Origin of the sequence: Curtobacterium sp. MCLR17_051 (assembly GCF_003234395.1) — a bacterium.
GTDB lineage: Bacteria > Actinomycetota > Actinomycetes > Actinomycetales > Microbacteriaceae > Curtobacterium > Curtobacterium flaccumfaciens.
In genome coordinates this window covers 230,459-256,404 of sequence record NZ_QKTA01000002.1, presented here as the reverse complement: position 1 = coordinate 256,404, position 25,946 = coordinate 230,459, and the positions used below count along the sequence as shown (strand labels likewise).

Annotated in this window: 22 protein-coding genes; 4 read left to right on the top strand and 18 right to left on the bottom strand. The window is 70.4% G+C overall.

What is annotated here, in order from left to right:
- The 5 genes from DEJ06_RS04315 to DEJ06_RS04295 all read right to left on the bottom strand — a co-directional run.
- A partial coding sequence (locus DEJ06_RS04315) for a GNAT family N-acetyltransferase (RefSeq protein WP_146245786.1) occupies positions 1–979 on the bottom strand: 979 nt, incomplete at its 3' end.
- Positions 976–2,388: a lysine N(6)-hydroxylase/L-ornithine N(5)-oxygenase family protein gene (locus DEJ06_RS04310; protein ID WP_111038516.1), complete on the bottom strand. Its 1,413-nt coding sequence runs from the start codon at positions 2,386–2,388 to the stop codon at positions 976–978. The genes DEJ06_RS04310 and DEJ06_RS04315, both read right to left, overlap by 4 nt.
- On the bottom strand, positions 2,385–3,809 hold the full coding sequence (locus DEJ06_RS04305) for a pyridoxal-dependent decarboxylase (RefSeq protein ID WP_111038515.1): 1,425 nt from the start codon (positions 3,807–3,809) through the stop codon (positions 2,385–2,387). Before DEJ06_RS04305 ends, DEJ06_RS04310 begins: the two co-directional genes overlap by 4 nt.
- A gap of 141 nt (positions 3,810–3,950) precedes the next feature.
- On the bottom strand, positions 3,951–5,930 hold the full coding sequence (locus tag DEJ06_RS04300) for a LamG-like jellyroll fold domain-containing protein (protein ID WP_111038514.1): 1,980 nt from the start codon (positions 5,928–5,930) through the stop codon (positions 3,951–3,953).
- Positions 5,931–6,029: 99 nt separating this feature from the next.
- Positions 6,030–8,480 carry an ATP-dependent helicase gene (locus DEJ06_RS04295; protein WP_111038513.1) on the bottom strand — a complete coding sequence of 817 codons (2,451 nt, stop codon included), beginning with the start codon at positions 8,478–8,480 and terminating at the stop codon, positions 6,030–6,032.
- A gap of 430 nt (positions 8,481–8,910) precedes the next feature.
- Between DEJ06_RS04295 and DEJ06_RS04290 the strand changes: the two genes are divergently transcribed.
- Complete coding sequence (locus DEJ06_RS04290) at positions 8,911–9,210, top strand: hypothetical protein (RefSeq protein ID WP_146245785.1); 300 nt, start codon at positions 8,911–8,913, stop codon at positions 9,208–9,210.
- Here the strand turns inward: DEJ06_RS04290 and DEJ06_RS04285 are convergent.
- Positions 9,175–10,197: a glycerophosphodiester phosphodiesterase family protein gene (locus tag DEJ06_RS04285; RefSeq protein ID WP_111028994.1), complete on the bottom strand. Its 1,023-nt coding sequence runs from the start codon at positions 10,195–10,197 to the stop codon at positions 9,175–9,177. The genes DEJ06_RS04290 and DEJ06_RS04285 overlap by 36 nt on opposite strands.
- Before the next feature lie 106 nt (positions 10,198–10,303).
- Between DEJ06_RS04285 and DEJ06_RS04280 the strand changes: the two genes are divergently transcribed.
- Together DEJ06_RS04280 and DEJ06_RS04275 are read left to right on the top strand one after the other, a co-directional pair.
- On the top strand, positions 10,304–11,326 hold the full coding sequence (locus DEJ06_RS04280) for a DUF817 domain-containing protein (protein WP_111038511.1): 1,023 nt from the start codon (positions 10,304–10,306) through the stop codon (positions 11,324–11,326).
- Between the two features lie 31 nt (positions 11,327–11,357).
- A complete protein-coding gene (locus DEJ06_RS04275; RefSeq protein ID WP_111038510.1) occupies positions 11,358–12,230 on the top strand; it encodes a Bax inhibitor-1/YccA family protein in 873 nt (290 codons plus the stop codon).
- 415 nt (positions 12,231–12,645) lie between these two features.
- Here the strand turns inward: DEJ06_RS04275 and guaA are convergent, their stop codons facing one another.
- From guaA to DEJ06_RS04250, 5 genes are read right to left on the bottom strand one after another with little or no spacing between them, the layout of a single operon-like run.
- Positions 12,646–14,226 carry a glutamine-hydrolyzing GMP synthase gene (gene guaA / locus DEJ06_RS04270; protein ID WP_111038509.1) on the bottom strand — a complete coding sequence of 527 codons (1,581 nt, stop codon included), beginning with the start codon at positions 14,224–14,226 and terminating at the stop codon, positions 12,646–12,648.
- Positions 14,223–14,669, bottom strand: coding sequence for a DUF3817 domain-containing protein (locus tag DEJ06_RS04265; protein WP_017885467.1), 447 nt, complete (start codon positions 14,667–14,669; stop codon positions 14,223–14,225). Before DEJ06_RS04265 ends, guaA begins: the two co-directional genes overlap by 4 nt.
- Before the next feature lie 10 nt (positions 14,670–14,679).
- Positions 14,680–15,456: an SURF1 family cytochrome oxidase biogenesis protein gene (locus DEJ06_RS04260; protein WP_111038508.1), complete on the bottom strand. Its 777-nt coding sequence runs from the start codon at positions 15,454–15,456 to the stop codon at positions 14,680–14,682.
- A 5-nt stretch (positions 15,457–15,461) separates the two neighbouring features.
- Positions 15,462–16,913, bottom strand: coding sequence for a cation:proton antiporter (locus tag DEJ06_RS04255; RefSeq protein ID WP_111028990.1), 1,452 nt, complete (start codon positions 16,911–16,913; stop codon positions 15,462–15,464).
- A 3-nt stretch (positions 16,914–16,916) separates the two neighbouring features.
- Positions 16,917–17,447, bottom strand: coding sequence for a cation:proton antiporter regulatory subunit (locus DEJ06_RS04250; RefSeq protein WP_017885470.1), 531 nt, complete (start codon positions 17,445–17,447; stop codon positions 16,917–16,919).
- 75 nt (positions 17,448–17,522) lie between these two features.
- Between DEJ06_RS04250 and DEJ06_RS04245 the strand changes: the two genes are divergently transcribed.
- Entirely contained in the window at positions 17,523–18,026 is a 504-nt protein-coding gene (locus tag DEJ06_RS04245; protein WP_146245784.1) for a hypothetical protein, read from the top strand.
- 238 nt (positions 18,027–18,264) lie between these two features.
- Here the strand turns inward: DEJ06_RS04245 and DEJ06_RS04240 are convergent, their stop codons facing one another.
- From DEJ06_RS04240 to DEJ06_RS04210, 7 genes are all read right to left on the bottom strand, one after another.
- On the bottom strand, positions 18,265–20,151 hold the full coding sequence (locus DEJ06_RS04240; RefSeq protein WP_111038506.1) for a glycerol-3-phosphate dehydrogenase/oxidase: 1,887 nt from the start codon (positions 20,149–20,151) through the stop codon (positions 18,265–18,267).
- A gap of 62 nt (positions 20,152–20,213) precedes the next feature.
- Entirely contained in the window at positions 20,214–21,332 is a 1,119-nt protein-coding gene (locus DEJ06_RS04235; RefSeq protein WP_027466694.1) for a GuaB3 family IMP dehydrogenase-related protein, read from the bottom strand.
- A 75-nt stretch (positions 21,333–21,407) separates the two neighbouring features.
- Positions 21,408–21,599, bottom strand: a complete 192-nt coding sequence (locus DEJ06_RS04230) for a hypothetical protein (RefSeq protein WP_027466695.1) — start codon at positions 21,597–21,599, stop codon at positions 21,408–21,410.
- A gap of 323 nt (positions 21,600–21,922) precedes the next feature.
- Positions 21,923–22,729: an ABC transporter ATP-binding protein gene (locus DEJ06_RS04225; protein ID WP_027466696.1), complete on the bottom strand. Its 807-nt coding sequence runs from the start codon at positions 22,727–22,729 to the stop codon at positions 21,923–21,925.
- Positions 22,726–23,616: an ABC transporter ATP-binding protein gene (locus DEJ06_RS04220; RefSeq protein ID WP_027466697.1), complete on the bottom strand. Its 891-nt coding sequence runs from the start codon at positions 23,614–23,616 to the stop codon at positions 22,726–22,728. Before DEJ06_RS04220 ends, DEJ06_RS04225 begins: the two co-directional genes overlap by 4 nt.
- Positions 23,609–24,595, bottom strand: a complete 987-nt coding sequence (locus DEJ06_RS04215) for a branched-chain amino acid ABC transporter permease (protein ID WP_027466698.1) — start codon at positions 24,593–24,595, stop codon at positions 23,609–23,611. The genes DEJ06_RS04220 and DEJ06_RS04215 overlap by 8 nt, the downstream gene beginning before the upstream one ends.
- A 12-nt stretch (positions 24,596–24,607) precedes the next feature.
- Positions 24,608–25,918, bottom strand: a complete 1,311-nt coding sequence (locus tag DEJ06_RS04210) for a branched-chain amino acid ABC transporter permease (protein ID WP_111038505.1) — start codon at positions 25,916–25,918, stop codon at positions 24,608–24,610.
- Positions 25,919–25,946 lie beyond the last annotated feature (28 nt).

The following is a 25,946-nucleotide window of genomic DNA, read 5'->3' as shown; positions in this document are numbered from 1 at the left end:
CCCGTGCCAGCTGCCCAGCCGACGGCCCGCCCCGCCGGTGCTTCGCCGCCGCACTCGCCAGCGTCGACGAGATCTCCTCCAGGTACGTGCCGAGCAACTCGTCGGGGATCCCGAGCACCTCGTGCAGTTCGAGCACGAGCTCCTGCGCGCTGAGCGGCGCCGGCGCCCCCGCACGGGTCCGCGTCAGCGAGGCCTCGTCCATCGACCAGTGCTCGAGCACGTGCTGCCGGGCGCGGAACCGGTAGGTCGACTCCCCCGCCTCGAGCCGCCACCCGTCCCCGTCCGGCACGGGAGCGATCAGCCGTTCGTGGGTGAACTCCGCGATCGTCTTCGCGACGAGGTGCCGTTCGGCGGGCTCCAGGTGCTCGGGCCGCAGGTGCGCGGCCGGCCCGTCGTCGTCGGGGACGCCGATGCGATCGGTGTCGAGCACCGACAGCAGGGCCCGCTTGCCGTCGACGTCCACCTGTCGCAGGGCGCGGAACCCGACCTCGGCGTTCTTCGCCTGCACGGCGGTGTTCCGCACGTCCGGTTCGACGACGACCCGGCGCGCGCCGAGGGCGTCCCGGCAGTGCTCGACGACGGCACGCATCACCGCGCTGGTCAGGCCGTGGACACGACGGTCAGCGGGCACCGGCGCGACGAGCAGGTGCATGCCGACGTCGCCGGGTTCGGCCGCCCACACGTCGGTGAGCAGCACGGCGGAGGGGTCGTAGGTCTCCGCCAGGAAGCACGGTTCGCCGTTCCGGCGGCCGAGCCACGCTGCCTGCGCGGGGTCCGCCTGGACGCCGACCAGGTAGGCGCGCACCCCTTCCACATCGAGGTCGCCCATCTCCCACCACGACGACGCCGGGTGGGCGAGCCACGACTGCACGACGGCGGCGTCGCGTTCCGGGTCCACGGGTTCGACGGTCAGGAGGCCCGGCTCGGCTCCCCCGGGCGCGGTCGCGTCCGGCGCCGTGGTGGTCACGGTCGCGCTCATGCGGAGACCTCCGCACGCTCGGTCGCGAGGCGGGCCGGCGCGCGCTCCGCGGCGCCGGGGCGGGCGGTGGACGGCGCTGCTGTTGACTGCCCCGAGGCGGGCAGGCCGAACTCCTGGAAGGCGATCCGGGCCTCCAGGCCGTACACGGGGCGACCCGTGACGGACCGGATGATCGACGCGTTCCGCCACGCGCCCATGCCGAGGTCGGGCGCGGTCAGGCCGTGCGTGTGCTCCTCGGCGTTCTGCACCCAGATGCGTCCGCCCAGGGTGTCGACGTGGTGGTCGCGGGCGACGGCCAGGCGACCGCGGGAGTCGCGGGCGACGAGGTGCTCGACCGGGTCGAGGAACCGCGGGACCCGCGGGGTGTACCCGGTGGCCAGCACCAGCTGCTCGACCTCGTGCTCGTACGTCTGGTCGAGCTGCTCGTGGCGGAGCGTCAGCCGGTACGTGCCGCGGTCGGCGAGCCAGGCGGCGTCGACGACGCTCGTCTCGGTCCGGAGCGTCGTCGGGACGGGGCCGCGCGCACTGATCCGGTAGAGCTGGTCGTACAGGTCGTCGACCAGGTCGGCGCTGATGCCCTTGTACAGGCCGCGCTGCTCCCGCCCCAGGCGGTCGCGGACGGCTTCGGGCAGCCCGTGGAAGTGGTCCGTGTACTCCGGGCTCGTCATCTCGAGGGTGAGCTTGGTGTCCTCCATCGGGAAGAACCGGGGCGACCGCGTGATCCAGTCGAGGCGGTAGCCGTCCTGCCGGATGTCCTCGAGCAGTTCGCGGTAGACCTCGGCGGCGGACTGCCCGCTGCCGACCACCGCGATCGACCCGGCGTCGCGGAGGGCGTCGCGGTTCGGCAGGAACTCGGCGGAGTGGACGGCCGGCCCGCCGATCCCGCGCAGCGGGGCGGGGACGGACGGCTCGGTGCCGATGCCCACGACGACGTGGTGTGCGCGGTACGTCTCGGGACCCTGATCGGTCTCGGCGTGCACCGTGAACGTGTCGGTGACCGGGTCGTGCTCGACGGCGGTCACCCGGCGGCCCCACCGCAGGGTGTCGAGCCGGTCGGCGGCCCAGCGGCAGTAGGCGTCGTACTCGCTGCGCAGGGGGTGGAAGTCCTCGCGGATGTAGAACGGGTACAGGCGCCCGGTCTCCTTGAGCCACGCGAGGAACGAGAACGGCGAGGTCGGGTCGGCCATCGTCACCAGGTCGGCGAGGAACGGTACCTGGATCGTGGCGTCGTCGAGCATCATGCCGTGGTGCCAGGCGAAGCCGTCGGCGGCGTCGAGGAACACCGCGTCGACGTCGGCGATCGGGTCGGTCAGGCAGGCGAGGCCGAGGTTGAACGGGCCGATGCCGATGCCGACGACGTCGTGCACGGCGGGGTCGGCGGTGCGGTCGGCGGTGCGGTCGGCGGTCATCGGGTCGCTCCTTCCGGGGCGGTGGTGGTGGCGCGCACCCGGGCGGCCGTCGCGACGACGTGCTCGAGCGACGCGCGCATCTGGTCCGGCGTGGTCTCGGGGTTGAGCAGCGTGAGCTTGTTGCACGGCCGGCCGTCGATGACCGTCTTGGCGATGAGCACCCGGCCCTCGGCGAGCAGGGCCGAGCGGATCGGGGCGACCAGTGCGTCGGCGGCCTCGTCCGTCATGCCGGCGGGCTGCCAGCGGAACAGCACCGTGCTGAGCTGCGTCGGCGCGACGAGCACCAGGTCGGGGTGCTCCTCGACGATCCGGTGGGTGGCCGCGGCGAGGTCGATGACGGCGTCGAACGCCGCACCGATCGCATCGGCACCGGTCGCCCGCAGCGTGGCCCAGAGCTTCAGGGCGTCGAACCGGCGGGTGGTCTGCAGCGACTTGTCGACCTGGTTCGGCTCGGCGGCGTCCTCCGGGTTCAGGTAGTCGGCGTACCAGGCGGTGCGCCGCAGGTCCTCCGGGCGCTGCACGAGCAGGGCGCTCGACGACACCGGCTGGAAGAACGACTTGTGCAGGTCGGCGGTCACGCTCCGGGCCCGTTCGACACCGTCGAGCAGGTGCCGGCGGGTCGGGGACACGAGCAGCCCGCAGCCGTACGCGGCGTCGACGTGCAGCCACACTCCCTCCAGATCACAGACGTCCGCGATCGGCTCGAGCGGGTCGATGACCCCGCGGTCGGTGGTGCCGGCGGTGGCGACGACGGCCATCGGCATCTGCCCGGCGGCGCGGGCGGCGGCGATCGCCTCGGCGAGGGCGGCGGGCACCATCCGGCCGGCGTGGTCGGTGGCGACGGCGACCACGGCCTCGAGCCCGAGCAGTCGCGCCGACTTCGCGATGCTGAAGTGGGTCTCCGCGGTCGTGAACACGGTGCCGCTGCTGCCGAGGGCCTCGCGCGCCAGCAGCAGGGCCTGCAGGTTCGACTGCGAGCCGCCCGAGGTGAAGATGCCGTCCCCCGCGGCGAACCCGATCCGACCGGCGAGCCAGGCGACGACGTGCCGCTCGATCTCGGTGCCGATGCGGGACTGGTCCCAGGTGTCGACCGACGGGTTCACGGCGGCCAGGACCGACTCGGCGGCGACCGCGGGCAGCGCGACCGGGCAGTTCAGGTGCGCGAGGTACGCCGGGTCGTGGAACCAGACGGCCTCGCGGACGAACAGCTCGTCGAGTTCGGCGAGTGCGCGGTCCGTCCCGAGGGGTTCGGCGTCGAGGTCGACGTCCTGCACCCGGGCCCGGAGGACCTCGGGAGCGGTGTCGGTCGTCGGACGGTCGGCGGCGGCGAAGCGGTCGGCCAGACGGTCCACCGTGGACGTCACGGCGGAGCGGTAGCGCTCGGCGGTGGCGGTGGTCAGGAGTTCGATGGGAGGTGTCACGTTAGGTAAGGCTAACCTCACTAACCGTCATCGTGCCACCCGAACGAGGGGCGCGCCGAACGGCCGGGCGTGTCAGACGCACGTCTGCCGGGCAGCCCGAGCCCCAACCCACCGCGCGGGTCAGGCGTCCGCCGCCGGGCGTCAGGCGTTCATGAACTCGCTCGGCCGCAGGGCCCGGCCGACGACGCGCACGTCGCCGATCGACCCGACGAACACGTTGTCGAGCTTGTCGCCGTAGCGGTACCCACCGAGCAGCCACGGCTTGCCGATCGTGCTGAGACCGCGGTTCGGGGTGGACGGGTTGCGCACGACCGGGCACCCGTCGACGTAGAGCACGGTGTGCGTCCCGTCGTTCACCACGGCCACGTGCCACCAGGCGCCGAGCGGCAACTCGTGCCCCCAGTTCGTCAGTGATCCGTCCTGGCTCGCCGGGTACACGCACCACTGCAGTTCGCGGTCCCCCGACAGGCTCAGCGTCACCGCGGGCTCGTCCCGGTCGCCGTCGGCTCCGGTCGCCTTCCCCACCTGGCCGGCGCTCGAGTACTGCGACAGCAGGGCGCTGAACCCGTTCGCACTCGGGTCGAACGTGGTCGGCAGCACGAAGAACGCCTCGACCGTGTAGCCACGGGGGAAGTGGGTCCGGTTGAGCGGTGCCGTGTCGACGGTCTGCAGGTGGTCGCCGCCGGTCTTGCCGCCCTGCAGCGCGAGGCTGCCGGCGCACGGCTGGTCGGGGTGGTGCGCCGCCGTCCAGCGCAGCGCCCCTGCGACGGCACCGGTCCGCCGGGCGACCACCAGGTCGTTGCCCTTGCCGCTCTGGTCGCGCACCCGCGTCGTCGGCGCGAGCGCCGCGCCGTCCGGGTTGCCGTCGAACCGCCAGTACGCCAGCGTCCCCGGCACCAGCATGCGTGCCGCCGGCCGGGAGGCCCGTGGCGCGACCGGCGCGAACCCCGCGAAGCGCGCGTCGAAGTCCACCGCCATGGTGAAGCGGTCGACGTCGCCACTGAGGTTGACCTCCTGGGCTGCGAGCTCGTTCGCGTCGCCGAGTCCGCCGGCGAGCAGGAAGGGCGACAGCGTCTCGACGTCGATGACGTTCCGCTCGAGGTCGACGTGGTACAGCCGGATCATGGCCGCCCCGCCGTAGTAGCGGTTCTGGTAGTTGGTCAGGTGGAGTGCGACGTCGTGCCCCACGGCGTTCTTCACCGTCGTGCGGCCCGGACCCCAGTAGTGCCCGTTGAGCGTCAGGAACACCTGGTCGTGCTTCGAGATGAAGGAGTCCCAGAGCTGCTGGCCGTAGGGGTCGAACGCCGCTCCACCGCTGGCGTCCGAGTCGACGAGGGCGTGCGTCGTGAGGATGACCGGGGCGTGCGGCCGGGCCGCGAGCACGGAGCTGGCCCAGGCGAGCCCGCTCGCGCTCGTCCGCCAGTCGAGTGCCAGGACGACCCACTCGCGGCCGGCCGCGGTGAACCGGTGGGCGGTGTTGTAGCCGTCGGGGCTCGAACCGATCCAGCCAGGGGCCTTCCGGAACCGCTGCGGACCGAACACGTCGAGGTACGGGGTGCGGCCGCGCTGGTCGTCGGTCGAGGAGTCGACGTCGTGGTTGCCGGCGAGCACGCTGTAGGGCGCCCCGGCTCGGTCGAGCACGTCGAAGACCGCACCGGATGCGCGCATCTCGGACGCCGCACCGTTCTGGGTCAGGTCGCCGAGGTGCACGAGGAACACCGTGTTGTGCCGGGCCTGCTCGCGGACGACGTACTCGAGCGAGGCGCGCATCGGTGCCTGGTCGACCGCGGCGCCGTCGAACATGTACTGCGTGTCCGGCATCACCGCGACGGTGAAGCGTGGCGAGGTCGTGTCCGGGCGCCACCGTCCGGTGTGGCCGCGCGCCACGGCTGCCTGCGCAGCCGCGGCCGATCTGCCGAGCGCTGCCGGGGCCGCAGCGGGTGCCGCGGTCAGCGCGTCGGCGACGGCCGGGGCGCTGCCGAAGCCGTTCGACGCCACGAGACCGGCGGCACCGGCGAGTCCGGATCCGACCAGGAAGCCCCGGCGGGAGACCGGGATGCGCTTGCTGCGGTCTCCGGCGTGGTCGTGGGCGTCGTCGCGGTCGTCAGGGCTGTTCTGCACAGCACCGCACCGTACGGATCGCGGGGGAACGCCCCGGGTCCGTTCCGTGAACTCCAGACCGGCCGCGGCTGCCGGTTCGGTGTGGACCGGTGAGGGCTCCTACAGCTTCTCGATCGGGGCGATCTTGATGAGGAGCTTCTTGCGGCCCGCGGAGTCGAACGCGATCTCGGCGATGCGCTTGGCACCCTGCCCCGTCACCGCGGACACCGTGCCCTCGCCGAAGTCGACGTGCTTGATGCGGTCGCCGGCGACGAGTTCCATGTCGCCGTTGTCGCGCACCTGCCCGGACACCCGGTTCGCCCACTCGGTCTTCGGACGGGTCTTCGAGGCCGCTGCTGCACGGTCGTACGAGCCGCCGCCCCAGCCACCACCACCGCGGTAGCCACCGCCGCCGCCACCACCGCCGCCGAAGCCGCCGTCACGCTTGGCGTTCAGGGCGCGGGGCTGCGTGCCACCGCGGCTGTTCGCCATGCCCGGGGACTGCTTCCACTCGATGAGCCCCTCGGGGATCTCCTGCAGGAAGCGCGAGGGCATCGCCACGTTCACGTCGCCGAACTGAGCACGGGTCATCGCGAGGGACAGGAACAGGACCTTCTTGGCGCGGGTGATGCCCACGTAGAACAGCCGGCGCTCTTCCGACGGACCGCCGGGTTCGTTGGCGGACATCCGGTGCGGGAGCAGGTCCTCCTCGACGCCGGTCAGGAACACCGCGTCGTACTCCAGGCCCTTCGCGGTGTGCAGGGTCATCAGCGACACCGTGCCCGACGAGTCGTCGAGCTCGTCCGCCGCGGCGACCAGCGAGACCTCGGTCAGGAAGTCCGACAGCGTGCCCTCGGGGTTGTTCTTCTGGAACTCACGCGTCACGGCCACGAGCTCGTCGATGTTGTCGGCACGGGCGGCGTCCTGCGCGTCGGGCGACTTCCGCAGGTTGTCGAGCAGCCCGGAGCCGTCGAGCAGCTGCGTCAGGGTGTCGACCACCGGCTGCGTCGGGGCCTTCTCGGACACGGCGTCGAGCAGCGCCGCGAACTCCGTGATGGCGTTGCGCACCTTCGGCCCGAACCCGAGCTCGCCCGCGTGCCGCAGGGCGTCGCGCATGGTGGTCTCGTGCTCGTCGGCGTAGCGCTGCAGCGTGGTCTCGGTGACCGAGCCGATGCCGCGCTTGGGCACGTTGAGGATGCGGCGCAGGGCCATCGGGTCGGCCGGGTTGGCGACCGTGATCAGGTACGCCATGGCGTCCTTGATCTCGGCACGCTCGTAGAACTTCGTGCCGCCGAGCACCCGGTACGGGATCGCCGCACGGATGAAGATCTCCTCCAGCGCACGGGTCTGCGAGTTGGTCCGGTAGAACACCGCCATGTCGCGGTAGTCCATGCCGTCTTCACGCAGGCGCTGGATCTCGTCGGCGACGAACTGCGCCTCGTCGTGGCCGGTGTACCCGGTGAAGCCGACGATCTTCTCGCCGGCACCGACGTCGGTGAACAGGCTCTTCGCCTGGCGGTCGAAGTTGTTCGCGATGACCGAGTTCGCCGCGTCGAGGATGTTCTGCGTCGAGCGGTAGTTCTGCTCGAGCAGGATCGTCTTGGAGTTCGGGAAGTCCCGCTCGAACTCGACGATGTTGCGGATGTCCGCCCCGCGGAAGGCGTAGATGGACTGGTCGGAGTCACCGACCACCGTCAGGGACGCGGGGGCGATCGAGCCGTCGGTCTCGCGCATCCGGGCGACGTGCTGGCCGGAGTCCTCGAGCTTGTCGACCTGTTCGACCGGCACCGGGCGGGTGAGCTCACGGATCAGGGCGTACTGGGCGTGGTTCGTGTCCTGGTACTCGTCGACCAGGATGTACCGGAAGCGGCGCTGGTACAGGGCGGCGACGTCAGGGAAGGCCCGGAACAGGAACACCGTCTGGCCGATGAGGTCGTCGAAGTCGAACGCGTTCGCCCGGCGGAGTTCGTTCGTGTAGCGCCGGAACACCTCGGTGAACATGACCTCTTGCGGGTCGTTCACGTTGATGTTGCGCGCGTAGGTGTCGATGTCCTGCAGCTCGTTCTTGAGCTTCGAGATCTTCGACGCCGCGGCGCCGACGGTCAGCCCGAGGGAGTCGGCCTCGAGCTCCTTGATGATCCGCTTCAGCAGCGCCTTGGAGTCGGCGGAGTCGTAGATCGTGAACGACTGCGGGAACCCGAACCGCTCGGCTTCGCGCCGCAGGATGCGCACGCACGCCGAGTGGAACGTGGAGATCCACATCCCCTCGGCCTCGCCACCGACCAGGGCCCGGACGCGCTCGCGCATCTCGGCGGCGGCCTTGTTCGTGAACGTGATCGCCAGGATCTGCGACGGCCACGCTTCGCGGTTGGCGAGCAGCAGCGCGATGCGGCGGGTGAGCACGCTCGTCTTGCCGGAACCGGCGCCGGCAACGATCAGCAGGGACTCGCCGCGGTACTCGACGGCTTCCTTCTGCTGGGGGTTCAGACCCGCGGTGAACGGGTCTTCGTACGCGCGGGCACCGGCGCCCGGCTCGGGCGTCGATTCGAAGGGGTCGAGCACGATCGTCATGTTCGGGACATTCTAGGCGAGACCCCCGACAGCGACCTCGTGCGGCAGGATGGCGCCGTGGCGATCACACCGGACCGACCTGACGTCTTCGTGCTCCCTGCGACGTCGGCCGCGATCCCCACCACCCCGGGACGTCCTCTGCATCCTGCCTCCGGACGGGCGTGACGACCCCGCCGCGATCATCGAGAGCCACCGTCGGGCCCGTGCTCAGCGGTCTCGACAGGACACGGCGGGGTGCCTGGTCCCGCTGTCGGTCGGCCTGGTCGCCGCTGGGCTGTGCCTGGCCGCACTCGGGGCCCTCGCTGCACCGACGTTCCCGAGGAGTGCCAGGCTCCTCGTCGCCGTCGTGGTGTTCCTCGTCGTCTCGTCCGCCGTCGCGGTCCTCGTCGATCGACGGCGACGGCGACGGCCACCGGTGCAGCCCCTCCCGGTGACACCCATCGACCCTCGGGTCGCCCGTCTCGCGCCCGGGGACCTGCCCGCGGCCGAGGTCATCCGCGCCTCGGCAGTCCTGCAGGCGCTCGACCGTGCTCGCGCCGACCTCCGGAAGGGCGAACACGACGCCGACCTGACGGACGCGCAACGGACGGTCTCGCCCGGCGACCGGAGCTCGTGGTTCTACCGGCCCGAGGACCTGGCCGGGCTCCGCGCCGCTGCCACGTCCGCACGCGATGACGCCGCCGAGGCCCTCCGGTCAGCCGGCATCCCGCTCGAGGCGCTCGAGGACTGACCGGGCACGCACCGCCAGGTCGGGGTGGTCGGCGAACACCCCGTCGAGTCCGGTGCGGATCACGGACGTGAACCACCGCTCCCAGTCGCCGAACGCCGCGACGTCGCCACCACGACGCAGCGGCGACGGCAGGAACCGGTTCTCCGGCCGGAGGGTCCACGTGTACACCGCGAGCCCCACGGCGTGGGCGCGGTCGACGATCGCGCTGCGCACCGGCGTCGGGTCGTCGAGTGCGACGCTGTCGACACCGGCCATCAGGGTGCCGAGGTCGACGCTGATGCCGTGGAACTCGGTCGCGAACGACGCGAGCGCGTCCTCGGAACGCTCGGCGGCGTAGGTGGGGGCGAGCGACCCGTGGGACGCGACCTCGTCCGCGGCGCTGCCACGGGCCTCCTGGAGGTACACGAGCCGACCACCGGTCCCCCGTTCGCGCAGGTCGCGCAGCACGCCCTTCTCGAAGCTCTCCACCGTGAGCCGCTCGTCCTGCCGCCACCCGGCCTCGCCGAGCGCGGCGTCGACGAGTGCACCCATCGGGAACCCGGCGCGGTCGAAGGACGCGGCGTGCTTCACCTCGGCGACGAGCCCGACCGGGCGGGGCGCCGCGTCGAGGATCGCGAGCAGGTCGACGAGCCGCAGGATCGGTTGCGCACCGTCGTGCTCGGCGGATCCCGGGCGCAGCACCGGCAGGCGCTCGCGGGTGCGGAGCGTCTGCAGCTCGGCCCACGTGAAGTCCTCGGTGAACCAGCCGGTCAGGGTCTGGCCGTCGACGGTCTTCGTCGTGCGCAGGTGCCGGAACTCGGGGTGGTCGGCGACGTCCGTGGTGCCCGAGACCTCGTTCTCGTGCCGGAGCACCAGCACGCCGTCCTTCGTGGGCACCAGGTCCGGTTCGATCGCGTCGGCGCCGAGTTCGATCGCGAGCTCGTACGCGCTCCGCGAGTGCTCGGGGCGGTAGCCGGACGCACCGCGGTGGGCGATCACGAGGGTCATGGCGCGACCCTACTGGCCGCGGGTGACCAGCGGGGCGCCTGTGTCGCGGGACACACCCGGCGCTCCGAGGCCCGTCGTTCCCAGCGACGACGCCGACCATCGCCGCATGACCGTCCGTTCGCTCTCCACCGCCGTCGAGGCCCGGATCGACCGGGCCGCACGCCGTCTGCTCGACGCCGGGCACCAACCGCACCGGCCCGTCCGGGTGTTCGTCACCGAGTTCCTGGTGTTCGGCGCGAAGCAGGCCTGGGCGTGCGCGTTCGGGGCGCTGCTGCTCGCGACCATGGCGGTGGCGCACCTGACCGTGCCCGCGGCGATGCGGAACGACGTCCTGACGATCGCGGCCGTGCTGCTGCAGGTCGGGATGCTCGTGTTCGGGCTCGAGACCGTGCGGGAGCTCCGGGTCGTGCTGCTGTTCCACGTCGTCGGGACGGTGATGGAGGTGTTCAAGACCCACATGGGCTCGTGGACATACGAGTCAAGTGGGCTGTTCGTCGTCGCCGGGGTGCCGCTGTTCTCGGGGTTCATGTACGGCGCCGTCGGGTCGTACATGGTGCGGGTCTACCGGCTGTTCGACCTGCGGTTCGACCGGTACCCGCGGCAGTGGCTGCTGGCGGTCGTGGCGGGCGGGATCTACCTGAACTTCTTCGGCCACCACTTCGTCGCCGACGCCCGGTACGTGCTGCTCGCGCTCGTCCTGCTGCTCTTCGCTCGCACGACCATGCACGTGCGGATCCACCGGGCGACGCTGCGGATGCCCGTCCTCGCGGCGATGGCCCTCGTCGCGGTGTTCATCTGGGCGGCGGAGAACGTCGCGACCTGGGCCGGGGCGTGGAGCTACCCGGCGCAGCTCGCGGTGTGGCAGCCGGTGGCGCCGACGAAGATCGTGGCGTGGTTCCTGCTCATGACGATCTCGGTCGCGCTCGTCACGTGGCTCTACCCGGCGCTGCCGTCGGGACGGGCGCGCTCGACGGGCTTGACGGGCTCGGCTGGCTCGACGGCGGACTCTCGACGTCCTCGGGGCGCGCGTGCAGCGGGCGACCCTAGGCTTCCCTCGACGGAGCCCGCTGGGCCCGCGTCCGCTCGCCGCGAATCCTCAGCCTTCCGCGACCGAGCGCCCCTAGGCTGAGAGGACTCGAATCTCCTAGGAAGAGGACACCATGGCCTTCAAGCCCGGTTTCGACCAGTCCCCCGCCTTCAACGCACAGGGGGCAAACACCTGGGGCGGGCGCGGTGCTGGTCAGCAGCAGGCCGGCTGGGGACAGACCCCGCAGCAGGCCCAGGGCGGCATGACCCCCGAGCAGCTGCAGTACATGTACGACCGTCCGACTGCGTCCCCGGTGGACACCGACCGCATGTCGTACGAAGACACCATCGTCAAGACGCTGCTCGCGTTCGGCGTGCTCGTCGTCGGCGCGGTGGCCGGTTGGAACCTGCCGCCGGTCGTCTGGATCGTCGGCGCGCTCGTCGGGTTCGTCCTGGCGCTCGTCAACACCTTCAAGAAGAAGCCGTCGCCGGGTCTGATCCTGACGTACGCGTTCTTCGAGGGGCTGTTCGTCGGCGGTATCTCGAACTACTTCCAGACGGCGTTCCCCAAGGCCGACGGCATCGTCGCGCAAGCTGTATTCGGCACGCTCGGTGTGTTCTTCGTCACCCTGCTCCTGTTCCGCTCGGGCAAGGTCCGCGCGACCCCGAAGGCCACGCGCTTCTTCCTGATCGCGATGGTCGGGTACATGGCGTTCTCCCTGGTGAACCTGGTCCTGATGTGGACCGGCGTGACGCAGAGCGCGTTCGGCCTGATGGGCGTGACGCTCTTCGGCATCCCGCTCGGTGTGCTCATCGGCATCTTCGTGGTCGTCATGGCGGCGTACTCGCTGATCCTCGACTTCGACCAGATCAAGACCGGTGTCGAGCGCGGGGCACCCCGCATCTACGCCTGGACCGCGGCGTTCGGCCTGATCGTGACGCTGGTCTGGCTGTACCTCGAGATCCTGCGCATCCTCGCCATCATCGCGAGCAGCTCGCGCAACTAGTACCACCGCACACGCGAAGGGCCCCGGCGCTGCCGGGGCCCTTCGTCGTTCCCGGGCCGGTGGACGCGCGAGCGCCAGCGGTCCCAGTGGTGACAACACCCCGCCGAACGCCCGCCGAGTGGTCACGAAGTGTCGCCCGGGCCGGGGCCAGCCGACAGTTCGTGACCCCTCGGCGTCGGGCCCGCGGGGTGTCGTGACCACTCGACGGCCCCGGTAGCACCCAAACCCAAGACTCCAGCCGCCCGAGGTCGCCCAACACCCCGCACGTGCAGCGCCCGGGTCGCGCCGACTGCCGTCACACGTGCCGGCCGACGGCAGTTCGTGCGACTCCGGCACCGACCGCGGCGCCGCCACCGGACGCACGAAGGCCCGGCACGCGTGACGCGTACCGGGCCTTCCGTTGCTCAGGGGAGCCCTACTCCCACTCGATCGTCCCCGGCGGCTTCGACGTGACGTCGAGCACGACCCGGTTGACGTCGGGCACCTCGTTCGTGATGCGTTTCGAGATCTTCGCGAGGGTGTCGTACGGCAGACGCGTCCAGTCGGCGGTCATGGCGTCCTCGGACGAGACCGGACGGAGCACGATCGGGTGCCCGTAGGTCCGGCCGTCGCCCTGCACGCCCACGGAGCGGACGTCGGCGAGCAGCACGACCGGGCACTGCCAGATCTCCTGGTCGAGGCCCGCCGCGGTGAGCTCTTCGCGGGCGATCTTGTCAGCCGCGCGGAGCAGTTCGAGCCGCTCCTTCGTGACCTCGCCGACGATGCGGATCCCCAGGCCCGGGCCGGGGAACGGCTGGCGACCGACGATGACCTCGGGCAGCCCGAGCTCGCGGCCGACCGCACGGACCTCGTCCTTGAACAGGGTGCGCAGCGGCTCGACGAGCTCGAACGTCATGTCCTCGGGCAGGCCGCCGACGTTGTGGTGCGACTTGATGTTCGCGGTACCCGCTCCGCCGCCGGACTCGACGACGTCGGGGTAGAGGGTGCCCTGCACGAGGAACTTGACCTCGGCATCGGAGTCGGAAGCCTGGGCCTCGAGCACGAGTGCCTCGGCCGCGCCCTCGAACGTGCGGATGAACTCGCGCCCGATGATCTTGCGCTTCTGCTCGGGGTCGCTCACGCCGGCGAGGGCGTCGAGGAACTGCTGCTCGGCGTCGATCGTGATGAGCCGGACGCCGGTGGAGGCGACGTAGTCCTCTTCCACCTGCTTGCGCTCGTCGGCACGCAGGAGCCCGTGGTCGACGAAGACGCAGGTGAGCTGGTCGCCGACGGCCTTGTGTACCAGGGCTGCGGCGACGGCGGAGTCGACACCACCGGAGAGCCCGGCGATGACCCGCGCGGAGCCGACCTGCTCGCGGATGCGGGCGACCTGCTCCTCGATGACGTTGCTGGAGTTCCAGTCGCCGGGCAGGCCCGCGGCACGGTGCAGGAAGTTCTCGAGCACGGCCTGGCCGTACACGGAGTGCTTCACCTCGGGGTGCCACTGCACGCCGTAGAGCTTGCGCTCGTCGGACGCGAACGCCGCGACGGGCGTCGACGCGCTCGAGGCGAGCACCTCGAAGCCGGCCGGTGCCTTGGCCACGGAGTCGCCGTGCGACATCCACGTCACCTGGTCCGCCGGCTGGTCGCCGAGCAGGGTGCTGGTGCCGGGGGCGAGCGTCACGTCGGTGGCGCCGTACTCGCGCAGACCGGTGTTCGCGACCTCGCCGCCGAGGGCGGTCGCCATGGCCTGGAAGCCGTAGCAGATGCCGAGCACGGGGACGCCGAGGTCGAGGATGTCACCGTCGAGGGACGGCGCGCCTTCTTCGTACACGGACGACGGACCACCGGACAGCACGATGGCCGCCGGGTCCTTGGCGCGGACCTCGTCCGCGGTGATGGAGTGCGGCACGATCTCGCTGTAGACGTTCGCTTCACGGACCCGACGCGCGATGAGCTGCGCGTACTGGGCCCCGAAGTCGACGACGAGGACGGGACGCTGTTCGGTCTCGCTCACCGAGCGGCCTCCTTCTCACGCTGCTGGGCAGCGATCAGCTCGTGGTAGGTGTCCATGGCCCGCTGCTGCATGCGGTGCTCGACCACGAAGGACATGAACGGGATGATGCCCCCGAGGGCGATGAGCAGGAAGCGCGACGGCCTCCAGCGCATGATGCTCCACAGACGGAAGTCCGTGAAGAGGTAGAGCACGTACAGCCAGCCGTGGGCGATGAGGATCGCGATCGACAGGTTGAACGTGCCCGGGGTCTCGCCCGCCGTGCCGTTGGGCACGAAGAACGGACCGTTGCCGAGCTGCATCTCGAGCTGCAGCGGCGTGTACTTGATGATGACCTCGACCACCAGGGCGAGCAGCAGCACACCGGTGATGTACGCCGAGACGCGGTACCACTTCACCGCCCCCGGGATCTTGGGGATGTCACGGGTTCGGACGGTCAGGGCCATGCCGGCAATCCTACCGTCGGAGCGCGTCGGCTTCGGTGGCGAGGGCTGCCTCGCGCTCCTCTTCCTGCTCGCGCTCCCAGGCGTCCTTCACGAACCGGTACCAGAGGAACACGGCGAAGCCGGCGAAGACGACCCACTCGATCGCGTAGAACAGGTTGAGCCAGTCGAACTGGACCTCGCGCGACGGTGCCCGGTCGGCGATGGTGCCGAGGTCGGCGGCCGTCGCGGTGGTGCCGTCGGCGACGACGTACCCGAGGTACATGCGGTCGTCGAAGGCCTGCCAGGTGTTCACGAACCGGGCGGGGGCGACGGCGGAGTACTCGCCCTTCTTGTAGGCGTCCTGGTCGGGCGACTCCGCCGGGTAGTAGCGGCCCTGGATCGTGAGCGTCTGGCCGTCCGCCAGGCGCTCGCCCCCGGCGACGGCTGCCGACCGCTGGTCGGACCACCCGATGACGACCGGGAGGCTCGCCCCACCGTCCGAGTCCACCAGGTGTCCGACGGTCTGGTACTTCCCACCCCCGGTGCGGCCGGTCAGGACGGTGGTGTCGTCGGCGACGAAGGTGCCGGTGACGGTGACCTTCTGCCCGGCGAGACTCTCGCTGACGGGGCGCTCGGGGGTGGTGACCGCCTCGAGCGTGCGGCGGGTCTCGGTGGTCGCCGGCAGGGGCTTGCCGTTGGCGATCGACCGCTCCAGCTGCCACTTGCCCAGCCCGGCGAACACCGCCGCCAGCACGAGCGCCAGCAACAGCAGCGCGATCCACCTCGGTCGTCGGGCAACGGCCCACATCTGTATCAGTACTCCGGATCGCGCTGTCGGACCGGGCGCTCGGGGCGCTCGGCGGGGATCTCGACCGGCGACGTCACGGGGGCGGACGTCGGGTCGGACCCCTCATTGTCTCGCTCGTCCCTGCCAGCCGCCTCGACGAGCGCGAACTCCTCGGCGAACTGGCGGTCCCGCTCGGCCTTCCGCGCCGCGGCGGTGGCGTCCGCCTCGGCCTCGGCCGCTTCGGCGCTCTCGGCAGCGGCTGCGGCGGCGACGGCACGTCGGCCGCCCAGGCGTCCGCGCAGGCGGATGAGCCGGCCCGGACGCACCACGAGGCGGCCGATCCGGTCCGAGTTCACCGCGAGCAGCGGCCCGAGGACGGCCATGCAGAGGACGTAGAGGCCCGCGAAGGCGGTGATCCGCGCCTCCAGCCCGGCGGCAGCCGACAGGGTCGCGAGGATCAGCGCGAACTCGCCACGGTTCACCAGGATGACGGCGGTGTTGATGCCCTGCTGGACGTTGAAGCCGTTCATCCGCGCGACGATCTGCCCGGCGACCGCGTTGAGCACGACCGTCATGCCGATCGCGCCGAGGACGGGCCAGAGCACCTCGCCGAAGGTGGACAGGTCGAGGCCGAGGCCGAAGTTCACGAAGAAGAACGCGGCGAAGACGTCGCGCATCGGCAGGGCGAGCTGTTCGATGCGGTCGCGGTACCGGGTCGCTCCGCAGAGCAGGCCGATGACGAAGGCACCGATGGCGTCGGTCACGCCGAGGAGGTCGCCGATGCCACCGAACATGACCGCGAGTCCGAAGAACAGCACCGTGAACAGCTCGTCGTCACGGGTGGCGAAGATCTTCGAGACCCACTTGCCCGCGAAGCGCGCGAGCGTGAACATCACGATGAGGAACCCGAACGCGAGAGCCAGCTTGCCGACGACGGCCCAGACGTTGGTGTCGCCCGAGAGCACGACGGAGACGATCGCCAGGTAGACGGCGATGAAGACGTCCTCGATCACGGTGACGCCGAGGATCATCGGGGTCTCGTCGTTCGCCAGGCGCCGGAGCTCGATGAGGAGCTTCGTCACGATGGCGCTCGAGGACGTCGCCGTCATGCCCGCGATGATCAGGGCTTCACGGGTGCCCCAGCCGAGCGAGAACCCGAAGGCGAACCCGACGCCCATGTTGATGACGACGTAGGTGCCGCCCGACACCAGGAGCTTGCCGGCGTTGCCGTAGAACTCCTCTTGGTCGAACTCGAGCCCGAGGTTGAACAGCAGCAGGATGAGCCCGAACGTCGCGATCAGCTCGATCGTGTGGGACTCGACGCTCAGCCCGAACCACGGCGTGTTCGGACTCGCGACGAGTCCGACCACCATGTAGATCGGGATGGCCGGCAGACCGATGGTCTTGCCGAGCCGGCCCAGGACGTAGGCGATGACGAAGAGCACACCGATGGTGAGCAGCTCACCACCCAGGTGCATGCGCTAGCTCTTCCGCGGGGCCTCGGCCGAGGCGGCCGCAAGCTCTCCGCTGCGGTAGAAGGAGAACGCCTTGGCGACCTTCTCGGGGGATCCGGCGACGACGATCGTGTCTCCGGGGAAGACGACGAAGTCCGACGAGGGCGCCGGGTTGGCGCTGTCGCCACGGACCACGGCGACGACGGTCAGGCCGATGAAGCCCGAGTCGTGCAGGTCGCCGAGGGGCTTGCCCGCGATGGCGTCGTCGTAGTCGACGGAGAACCAGTCGATGGACAATCCAGGGATCTCGTCGAGCTTGTCGAGGCCCTCGGTGATCCGGGTGCCGCCGAGGAGTTCGGCGAGCGTGTGCGCTTCGTCTTCGCTGAGACGCAGCGAGACCTTCTCGGACTTGTCCGCGCCGTCGGAGACGTCGGCGAACGAGATGAGGTCGGAGTGCCCCGACCGGTGCGTGATGACACCGCACTTGCCACCGTCGTCGGTGTAGAAGCTGTGCAGCACGCCGACTCCGGGGAGTTTGACGCGATGGACGTCGACCATGATGGCTCCCTCTTCGAGTACCCCCATGCTAACCACCCGGTGACCCCGCGCATTCCTCCCGCTACTGTTCTGTGGATGGGGAGAACACGGATCGTCGTGGCCGTTGTCGGGGTGCTGGTCGTGACGCTGTACGCGGCCTTGCTGGCGGTGAACGCACTGGTGCTGGACCCGCTCGCCGCGGTCCCCGGTGCGACCCTGGCGGAGATCCACGCCGAGCTCTCGGAGCAGGGCTTCGCGGTCGGAGCGGACATCGCAACCGTCATCGGGATCGCCGTCGTCGGTGTCCTGTTCGCCGCGGGGCTGTCGGTGCTGCTGCTCATCACCCGGGCGAGGGCGCACGTCATCGCGGCAGTGCTGCTCGCCGTCGTCGTGATGGGGACGCCGATGTCGTTCGTGGCGGCGATCGCCCTCGGCATGGACGTCGCGGACGCCTACGGGGTCGGCGGCGGTGCCCACACGATCTGGTCGGGCGTGCTCTCCGTGACGAGCCTCGTCGCGCTGATCGGGATCCCGGTGGTGCTCGTGGTCGGCCAGGCGGCGCACGTGCGCCGCGCCGCCCTGCGGGCGCACGCCGCCTGACGGACGCACCACGGGCCTCCAGTCCGGACTTCCGTCCTTCCGGTCTGGAGGCACGGGTGGACTCCGCAAGACGCCGTCGTCTTGTCGAGACGCCTCGTCGACACCGAGACGCCGCCGGATCGGGCGGCGTCTCGATGACCAGACGGCGTCAACACGACACGACGGCGTCCTGTTCAACCCGCAGACGCCGGCGTCTCGGCGACACGACGGCGTCTGCTGGCCTCGCTACTCCGGCTCGCTAATCCGGCTCGCTCGTCTTCTCGCCGACGACCTGCTCGTCGGACGCCTTCGCGCCCTCGGCGCCGTCAGAGCGACCGCCGCCCACGACCACGTCGTCCTCGTCGAAGCCGAACGCGATGTCCGGGGCCTCGAGCCGCACGCGGTCCGCGCTCTCGTCGTCGGGCTGCAGCTGCGACTCCCGCTCGGCGGCGACGCGCTTCAGGTAGTTCGCGACCTCGTGCTCGGTCGTCTCCTGGTCCCAGCCGAGCACGTCCGCCATGAGCTTCGCGGCGACGGGCGCTGCTGACTCGCCGCGGTCCCAGGCCTCGATGGAGATGCGGGTGCGGCGGGCGAGGACGTCCTCCAGGTGCAGGGCGCCCTCGTGCGAGGCGGCGTAGACGACCTCGGCGCCGATGTAGTCATCGGCCCCCGGCAGCGGTTCGGCGAGCGCGGGGTCCTGCTCGACGAGCTGCAGCACCTCGGTTGCGAGGGTGCCGTACCGGTTGAGCAGGTGCTCGATGCGGACCTTGTGCACGTTGAAGCTCCGTGCGGTGCGGGCGCGTCGGTTCCACGCGGCGGGGTAGCCCTCGGCACCGAGGAGCGGAATGTCCTCGGTCGTCGACTCGGGGATTCTGCCGTCCATGGCCGCGACGGCCTCGTCGATGGCGTCCTTGCCCATCACGCGGTACGTCGTCCACTTGCCGCCGGCGACCACGACGAGCCCGGGCACGGTGTGCGCGACGACGTGCTCGCGGCTGAGCTGCGAGGTCTGGTCGGACTCCCCCGCCAGCAGCGGGCGGAGTCCGGCGTAGACGCCCTCGACGTCCTCACGGGTGAGCGGGACGGCGAGCACCTTGTTGACGTGCTCGAGGATGTAGTCGATGTCCGCCGCGGTCGCTGCCGGGTGCGCCTTGTCGAGGTACCAGTCGGTGTCGGTCGTGCCGACGAGCCAGTGCCGGCCCCACGGGATGACGAAGAGCACGCTCTTCTCGGTGCGCAGGATCATGCCCGTGTTCGACTGGAACCGGTCACGGGGGATGACGAGGTGGACGCCCTTCGACGCCCGCACCTTGAACTGGCCGCGGGTGCCGATCATCGCCTGGGTGTCGTCGGTCCAGACACCGGTGGCGTTGACGACCTGCTTCGCGCGGATCTCGAACCGTTCGCCGGTCTGGATGTCGTGGGCCTGCGCGCCGACCACGCGCTCCCCGACCTTGATGAACCCCTCGATGCGGACGCGACTCGCTGCCTCGGCACCGTACGAGGCCGCGGTCCGCACGAGCGACGCGACGTAGCGGGCATCGTCGACCTGGGCGTCGTAGTAGGTCATGCCGCCGACGAAGGCGTCCTTCTTGAGCCCGGGCATGTTCCTGAGCACCTGCTTCCGGCTGAGGTGCCGGTGGTGCGGGACGCCGGGCGGACGGCCGCCGGACCAGCTGAACACGTCGTACATCGCCATGCCGATGCCGATGTAGAAGCGCTCCCACACCCGGTGGTTGAGCGGGTAGAGGAAGCGCACGGGCTTCACCAGGTGGGGGGCGATGCGCTGGAGCAGCAGGCCGCGTTCGATGAGCGCCTCGCGGACGAGCGCGAAGTTGAGCTGCTCGAGGTAGCGGATGCCGCCGTGCACGAGCTTCGACGAACGGCTCGACGTCCCCGAGCCCCAGTCACGGGCCTCGACGATGCCGACGCTCAGGCCGCGGGTCACGGCGTCGAGCGCACTGCCCGCACCGACGATCCCGCCGCCGACGACCAGGACGTCGAGCTCCTTGGTCTTCAGCGTCTCGATCGCGGCCGCACGTTCGTCCGGCCCGAGCTTCGCCGCGGGGTCGAACCCCACGCCGGGCGTGACGTCACGCGGACGTCCGGCCGTGCTGGTCTGCTTCGTCGTGCTGGACTTGGCCATCGTCGCCTCCGGGTCACGGTCGGCGCCGTGGCGTCACCCGGGGTCGTGCCCGGGTGCCACCGTCACTGGTGGTACGGCGCCACGACCACTTCTACTCGCTGGAACTCCTTGGCGTCGGAGTATCCGGTCGTCGCCATCGAGCGGCGCAGGGCACCGACCAGATTGGCGCGGCCGTCGTGGGTCGGCGTCGGACCGTTCAGGACGTTCTCGAGCGGGGCGATCGTGCCCACCTCGACCCGGCGGCCGCGGGGCAGCTCGGGGTGGTGCGCCTCGGCACCCCAGTGGTAGCCGCCACCCGGGGCCTCGGTCGCACGGGCGAGCGCGGTGCCGAGCATGACGGCGTCGGCACCAACGGCGATGGCCTTGACGATGTCGCCCGCGGTGTCGAGCCCGCCGTCGGCGATGACGTGCACGTACCGGCCGCCCGACTCGTCGAGGTAGTCGCGACGGGCACCGGCGACGTCCGCGACGGCGGTGGCCATCGGGGCGTGGATGCCGAGCGCGGCGCGGGTGGTCGACGCTGCGCCGCCACCGAAGCCGACGAGCACACCGGCGGCACCGGTGCGCATGAGGTGCAGCGCCGACGTGTACGTCGAGGCACCGCCCACGATCACCGGGACGTCGAGCTCGTAGATGAACTTCTTGAGGTTGAGGGGTTCCTCGGTCTGGGAGACGTGCTCCGCCGAGACCGTGGTGCCGCGGATGACGAACAGGTCGACACCGGCGTCGACGACCGTCTTCGAGAACTCCTGGGTGCGCTGCGGGCTGAGCGAACCGGCGACCGGCACCCCGGCTGCGCGGATCTCGGCCAGGCGTGCGGTGATCAGCTCGGCCTTGATCGGCTCGGAGTAGATCTCCTGCATGCGCTTCGTGACGTTGCCGTCGGTGAGCGACTTGATCTCGTCGTAGTACGGGGTCGGGTCCTCGTAGCGGGTCCACAGACCTTCGAGGTCGAGCACACCGAGGATGCCGAGCTTGCCCATCTGGATGACCGTCGCCGGCGAGGACACGGAGTCCATCGGCGCCGACAGGATCGGCGACGCGAACGTGAACGCGTCGATCGACCACTGCACGCTGACGTCGCGCGGGTCACGCGTCCGCCTGGAGGGGACCACCGCGATGTCGTCGAACGCGTACGCCCGACGTCCGCGCTTGCCTGCACCGATCTCGACTTCGCTCACTCGGACAGCCTACCGGGCGGGCTCTGCGGCGTGCACGGGCCGGACGGTGCGGGCCGAGACGTCACGGCGGAGTCGTCAGCGCGGACGCCGCGGGGCCCGCCGGCGCTTCCGGAGCGCCCGGAGCACGAAGCCGAGCAGGAGCGCGAGCACCACGAGGACGACGAGCAGCACGGCCGCGACCTTGACGAGCAGCGCCGCCCCGACGAAGAGCGCGATGAACACGAGCCAGACGAGGGCGTCGAGCACGAGGGGTCCGGAGGTGCGCACCCGCGGAACGATACCGACCCGCGCGGGGCGAGCCGCGCCTCCTGGCCGGGTGCGACGGGCGACGCCGTCGTCAGCCGAAGACGCCGTCGTCAGCGCAGGACACCGCCACGCCGTCGAGACGCCGCCGAATTCCGAGGCGTCTCGACGGGACCGCGGCGTCGACGGAACACGACGGCGTCATGCGACCACAGCCATGCAACCAGGGGCGAGCCGCGCCTCCTGGCCGGGTACAGGAGCGGGGCCGTGCGGCGCGAAGCGACCACGCACGGCCCCACCCGTCACGGATACCACCCCCACAGCGGTACCCGTAGCCGACGACAGCGCTAGCGCTGTGCGTCGACGTCCTTGGCGAGCGTCCCCAGGTAGAGCTCGATGACCTTGGGGTCGTCAGCGAGTTCCTTCCCGGTGCCCGAGTACGCGTTCTTCCCCTGGTCGAGCACGTACCCACGATCGCAGATCTGCAGACAGCGTCGCGCGTTCTGCTCCACCATGATGATCGACACACCGGCCTTGTTGATCCGGCGGGTCCGCAGGAACGTCTCGTCCTGGCGCACGGGGGACAGTCCGGCGCTCGGCTCGTCGAGCAGCAGCACCTTCGGGTCCATCATCAGCGCACGGGCCATCGCGACGGACTGCCGCTCACCACCCGAGAGCGATCCGGCCCGCTGGTTCCGCCGCTGCGCGAGGACCGGGAACAGGTCGTAGATGACCTCGAGCCGTTCGGCGAACTTCCGGGGCCGCAGGTACAGCCCCATCTGCAGGTTCTCCTCGATGGACAGCGAGGGGAACACGTTGTTCGTCTGCGGCACGAAGCCGACACCGGCCTGCACGAGCTTGTTCGCCTTGAGGTTCGTGATGTCGTCACCCTGCAGGGTCACCGAACCCTCCCGGATGGACACGAGCCCGAACAGCGCCTTCAGGAGCGTCGACTTGCCCGCACCGTTCGGCCCGATGATGCCGATGAGCTCGCCCGGGTAGCAGTCCAGGTCGCAGCCGTTCAGGATGTTCACGCCCGGCAGGTAGCCGGCGACGAGGTTCTTCGCGCTGAGCACCGGCTCGCGTTCCAGCGTGGCCGCCGGGGACGGACTGGAGGCACTGCTCGCGTTCGTGGGGTCCGTTGCGTCCGTCATCGGGTCGTCTCCTCTGCTGCGTCCTCTTCGGCGACTTCCTCCGCCAGTTCCTCGAAGGTCTCCTCGGTGAGGAGCGAGTCGTCACCCAGGTCGGTGTCGTGGTGCGCACCGAGGTAGGCGTCGATCACGGCCTGGTCGTCCATCACCGTGTCTGCCGGGCCCTCGGCGACGACCTTGCCCTCGGCCATCACGACCACCCAGTCCGAGATGTGCCGGACCATGTGCATGTCGTGCTCGACGAAGAGCACGGTCATGCCGTCGTCGCGCAGGGACTGGATGTGCCCGAGGAGCGACTGGGTGAGCGCGGGGTTCACACCGGCCATCGGCTCGTCGAGCATGATCATCGTCGGGTCGGACATCAGCGCCCGGGCCATCTCGAGCAGCTTGCGCTGCCCGCCGGACAACGAACCTGCGTAGTCGTCCGCCTTCGTGTCGAGCTTGAACCGGGCGAGGAGGTCCTCGGCCTTGGCCGTGATCTCGCGCTCCCGCTTCGCCCACACCGGCTTGACCAGGGCGGCGAAGAAGTTCTCGCCGGGCTGGTCGCGGGCACCGAGGAGCATGTTCTGCATCACGGTGAGCCGCGACAGCGCCTTGGTCAGCTGGAAGGTGCGGACCATGCCCTTGTTCGCGATGTGCGTCGCGCTCGTCTTCTGCAGCGTGGCGCCGTTGAACTGCGTCTTCGCACCCGGGCTCGGCTTGTCGAACCCGGTGAGCAGGTTGAAGAACGTGGTCTTGCCGGCGCCGTTCGGGCCGATGAGGGCCGTGATGGAGCCGCGCTGGACCTCGAGGTGGTCGACGTCCACGGCGGTCATGCCCCCGAAGCGGCGGGTGACGTCGTCGACGGTGAGGATCGGGTCGGCCTTGGGGTGGCCGTAGGTCTCAGACACTGAACGTCAGCTCCTTCTTGTTGCCGAGCAACCCCTGTGGACGGAACACGATGAGCAGCATGAGCGCGACGCCGACGAGCACGTACGAGAACTGCTCGGCCTGCTGCGCGTTCATGATCGAGTCGGGGATGAAGTCGCCGGCCAGCGTGCGGATGAAGAGCCGGACGACGAAGAAGAGCACGGCTCCGAGCACCGGTCCGAACACCGTCGCCGCACCACCGAGGATGAGCGCCGTCCAGATGAAGAACGTCATCGAGCGGCCCATGGCATCCGGTTGCACCGAACTCGGCAGCACGTAGATGATGCCCGCGATCGCACCGAGCGCCCCACCGAACACGAGCGCCTGCATCTTGTACGAGTAGACGTTCTTGCCGAGCGAGCGGACGGCGTCCTCGTCCTCGCGGATGGCCTTCACCACGCGGCCCCACGGGCTGCGCATGAGCAGGAAGAGCACCAGGGTGAACAGGGCGACCATGGCCCACGCCGCGATGCGGATCCACCAGCCGTTGACGCCGTTGTTCGCGTACGTGAACCACAGGATCGTGGTGGTGCCGTCGGGCAGCGGGCTGAGGGCGGTGAACGGGTCGCGGTAGCTCGACCCGGTGATGCCGTTCGAGCCACCCGTGGTCGAGGTGAGCAGGCTCGAGCGGCCCACCATGCGGATGATCTCGGCGCCGGAGATCGTGACGATCGCCAGGTAGTCGCCGCGCAACCGCAGGGTCGGGATGCCGAGGATGATCGCGAACACGATCGCGACGAGCAGGGCGATGAGGACCGCCATCACGAACGGCAGTCCGTTGGTGATCGAGATCGCGAAGCCGTAGGCGCCGAGCAGCAGGAACGCCGCCTGGCCCATGTTCACGAGGCCGGTGAGCCCGAAGTGCACGTTCAGGCCGATCGCGGCCAGCGCGAACGCCGCCGTGGTCGGGGCGAGTGCCTCCTGGGTGAGCGAGGACAGCAGGTTGAGGATGTAGTCCATGCGCGTGCTCCCTTAGCCGATCCGCTCGGCGCGGCCGAAGATGCCCTGCGGCCGGAACAGCAGGATGAGGATGAGGATGACGAGGGCGGTGGCGTACTTGAAGTCACCGGGGAGCACCAGGTTCGTGAGCTCCACGACGACGCCGATGATCATCGAGCCGACCAGGGCGCCGTACGCGGTGCCGAGGCCGCCGAGCGTGACCGAGGCGAACATGAGCAGGAGCAGCTGGAGCCCGGTCTGCCAGTTCACGCCGTTCAGGACGAGTCCGAGCATCACACCGGAGAGTCCCGCGAGGCCGGCGGCGAGCGTCCACACGAAGCGGATCACCCGGTCGACGTCGATGCCGGAGGCCGCGGCGAGCGCCGGGTTGTCCGACACGGCGCGGGTCGCCCGGCCGAAGCGGGTCTTCGCCAGGAAGAGCCCGGTCGCGACGAGGACCACGAGCGCGATGCCCATGGCGACGTAGGACTGCACCGTCAGGGTGACGCCGGCGAACCGCACGGTCTCCGGGTTGCCCTGCTGGATGCGGACCGTCGAGGCTCCGAAGAAGTACTGGAACGCGTACTGGGCGGCGATCGACAGACCGATCGTCACGATCATGAGCTGCGTCAGGCTGATGCGCCGTCGCCGGAGTGGGCGCCAGATCGCGGCGTCCTGCAGGTACCCGGTCGCGGCGCACAACAGCGTGACGACGATGCCGGTGACCCAGATGTTCCAGCCGAGCTGGTTGGCGAACACGTACGCCAGCAGACCGCCGAGGGTGACCTGCTCACCGTGCGAGAAGCTCGACAGCCCGGTCGTGCCGTAGATGAGCGAGAGCCCGATGGACGCCAGGGCGATGAGCAGCCCGAGCCGGAGCCCGGAGGCGAACTGCTGCCAGGCCCGCTGGATGCTCACACCCGACGAGTCCGTCGAGGTCGTGGCGCCCTTCTGGTCGGACAGCTGGAAGATCTGCCCGACGTTGGCGTTCAGGGTGGCCTGCACCTTGCGCTCGGCGTCGGCGGCGTTCGTCAGGTACTGGCCCTTCGGCAGGGTGCCCTGGTCGACGCTCACGGTGTACTCGCCGGCCGTGTCGACGCTGACGGACCAGCGGCCGTCGTCGTTCGTCGTGGCCGTCTGGTCGAAGCCGCTCGGGCCGGTCACGTCGACGTCGACGCCCTCGGCCGGTTCACGCTCGGAGTCGGTGATCGTGCCCTGGATGCACCCGTTGTCGGGGCTGACGGTGCACGCCTGGCTGGTGGCCGGTGCCGAGGTGGCACTGAAGGCCGGCAGGGTGACCGCCCAGTCGATCAGGAAGGTCGCCAGGAACGCGGCGACGAGCACGGCCGCGAGGACCGGTCGTCGTCGTGCG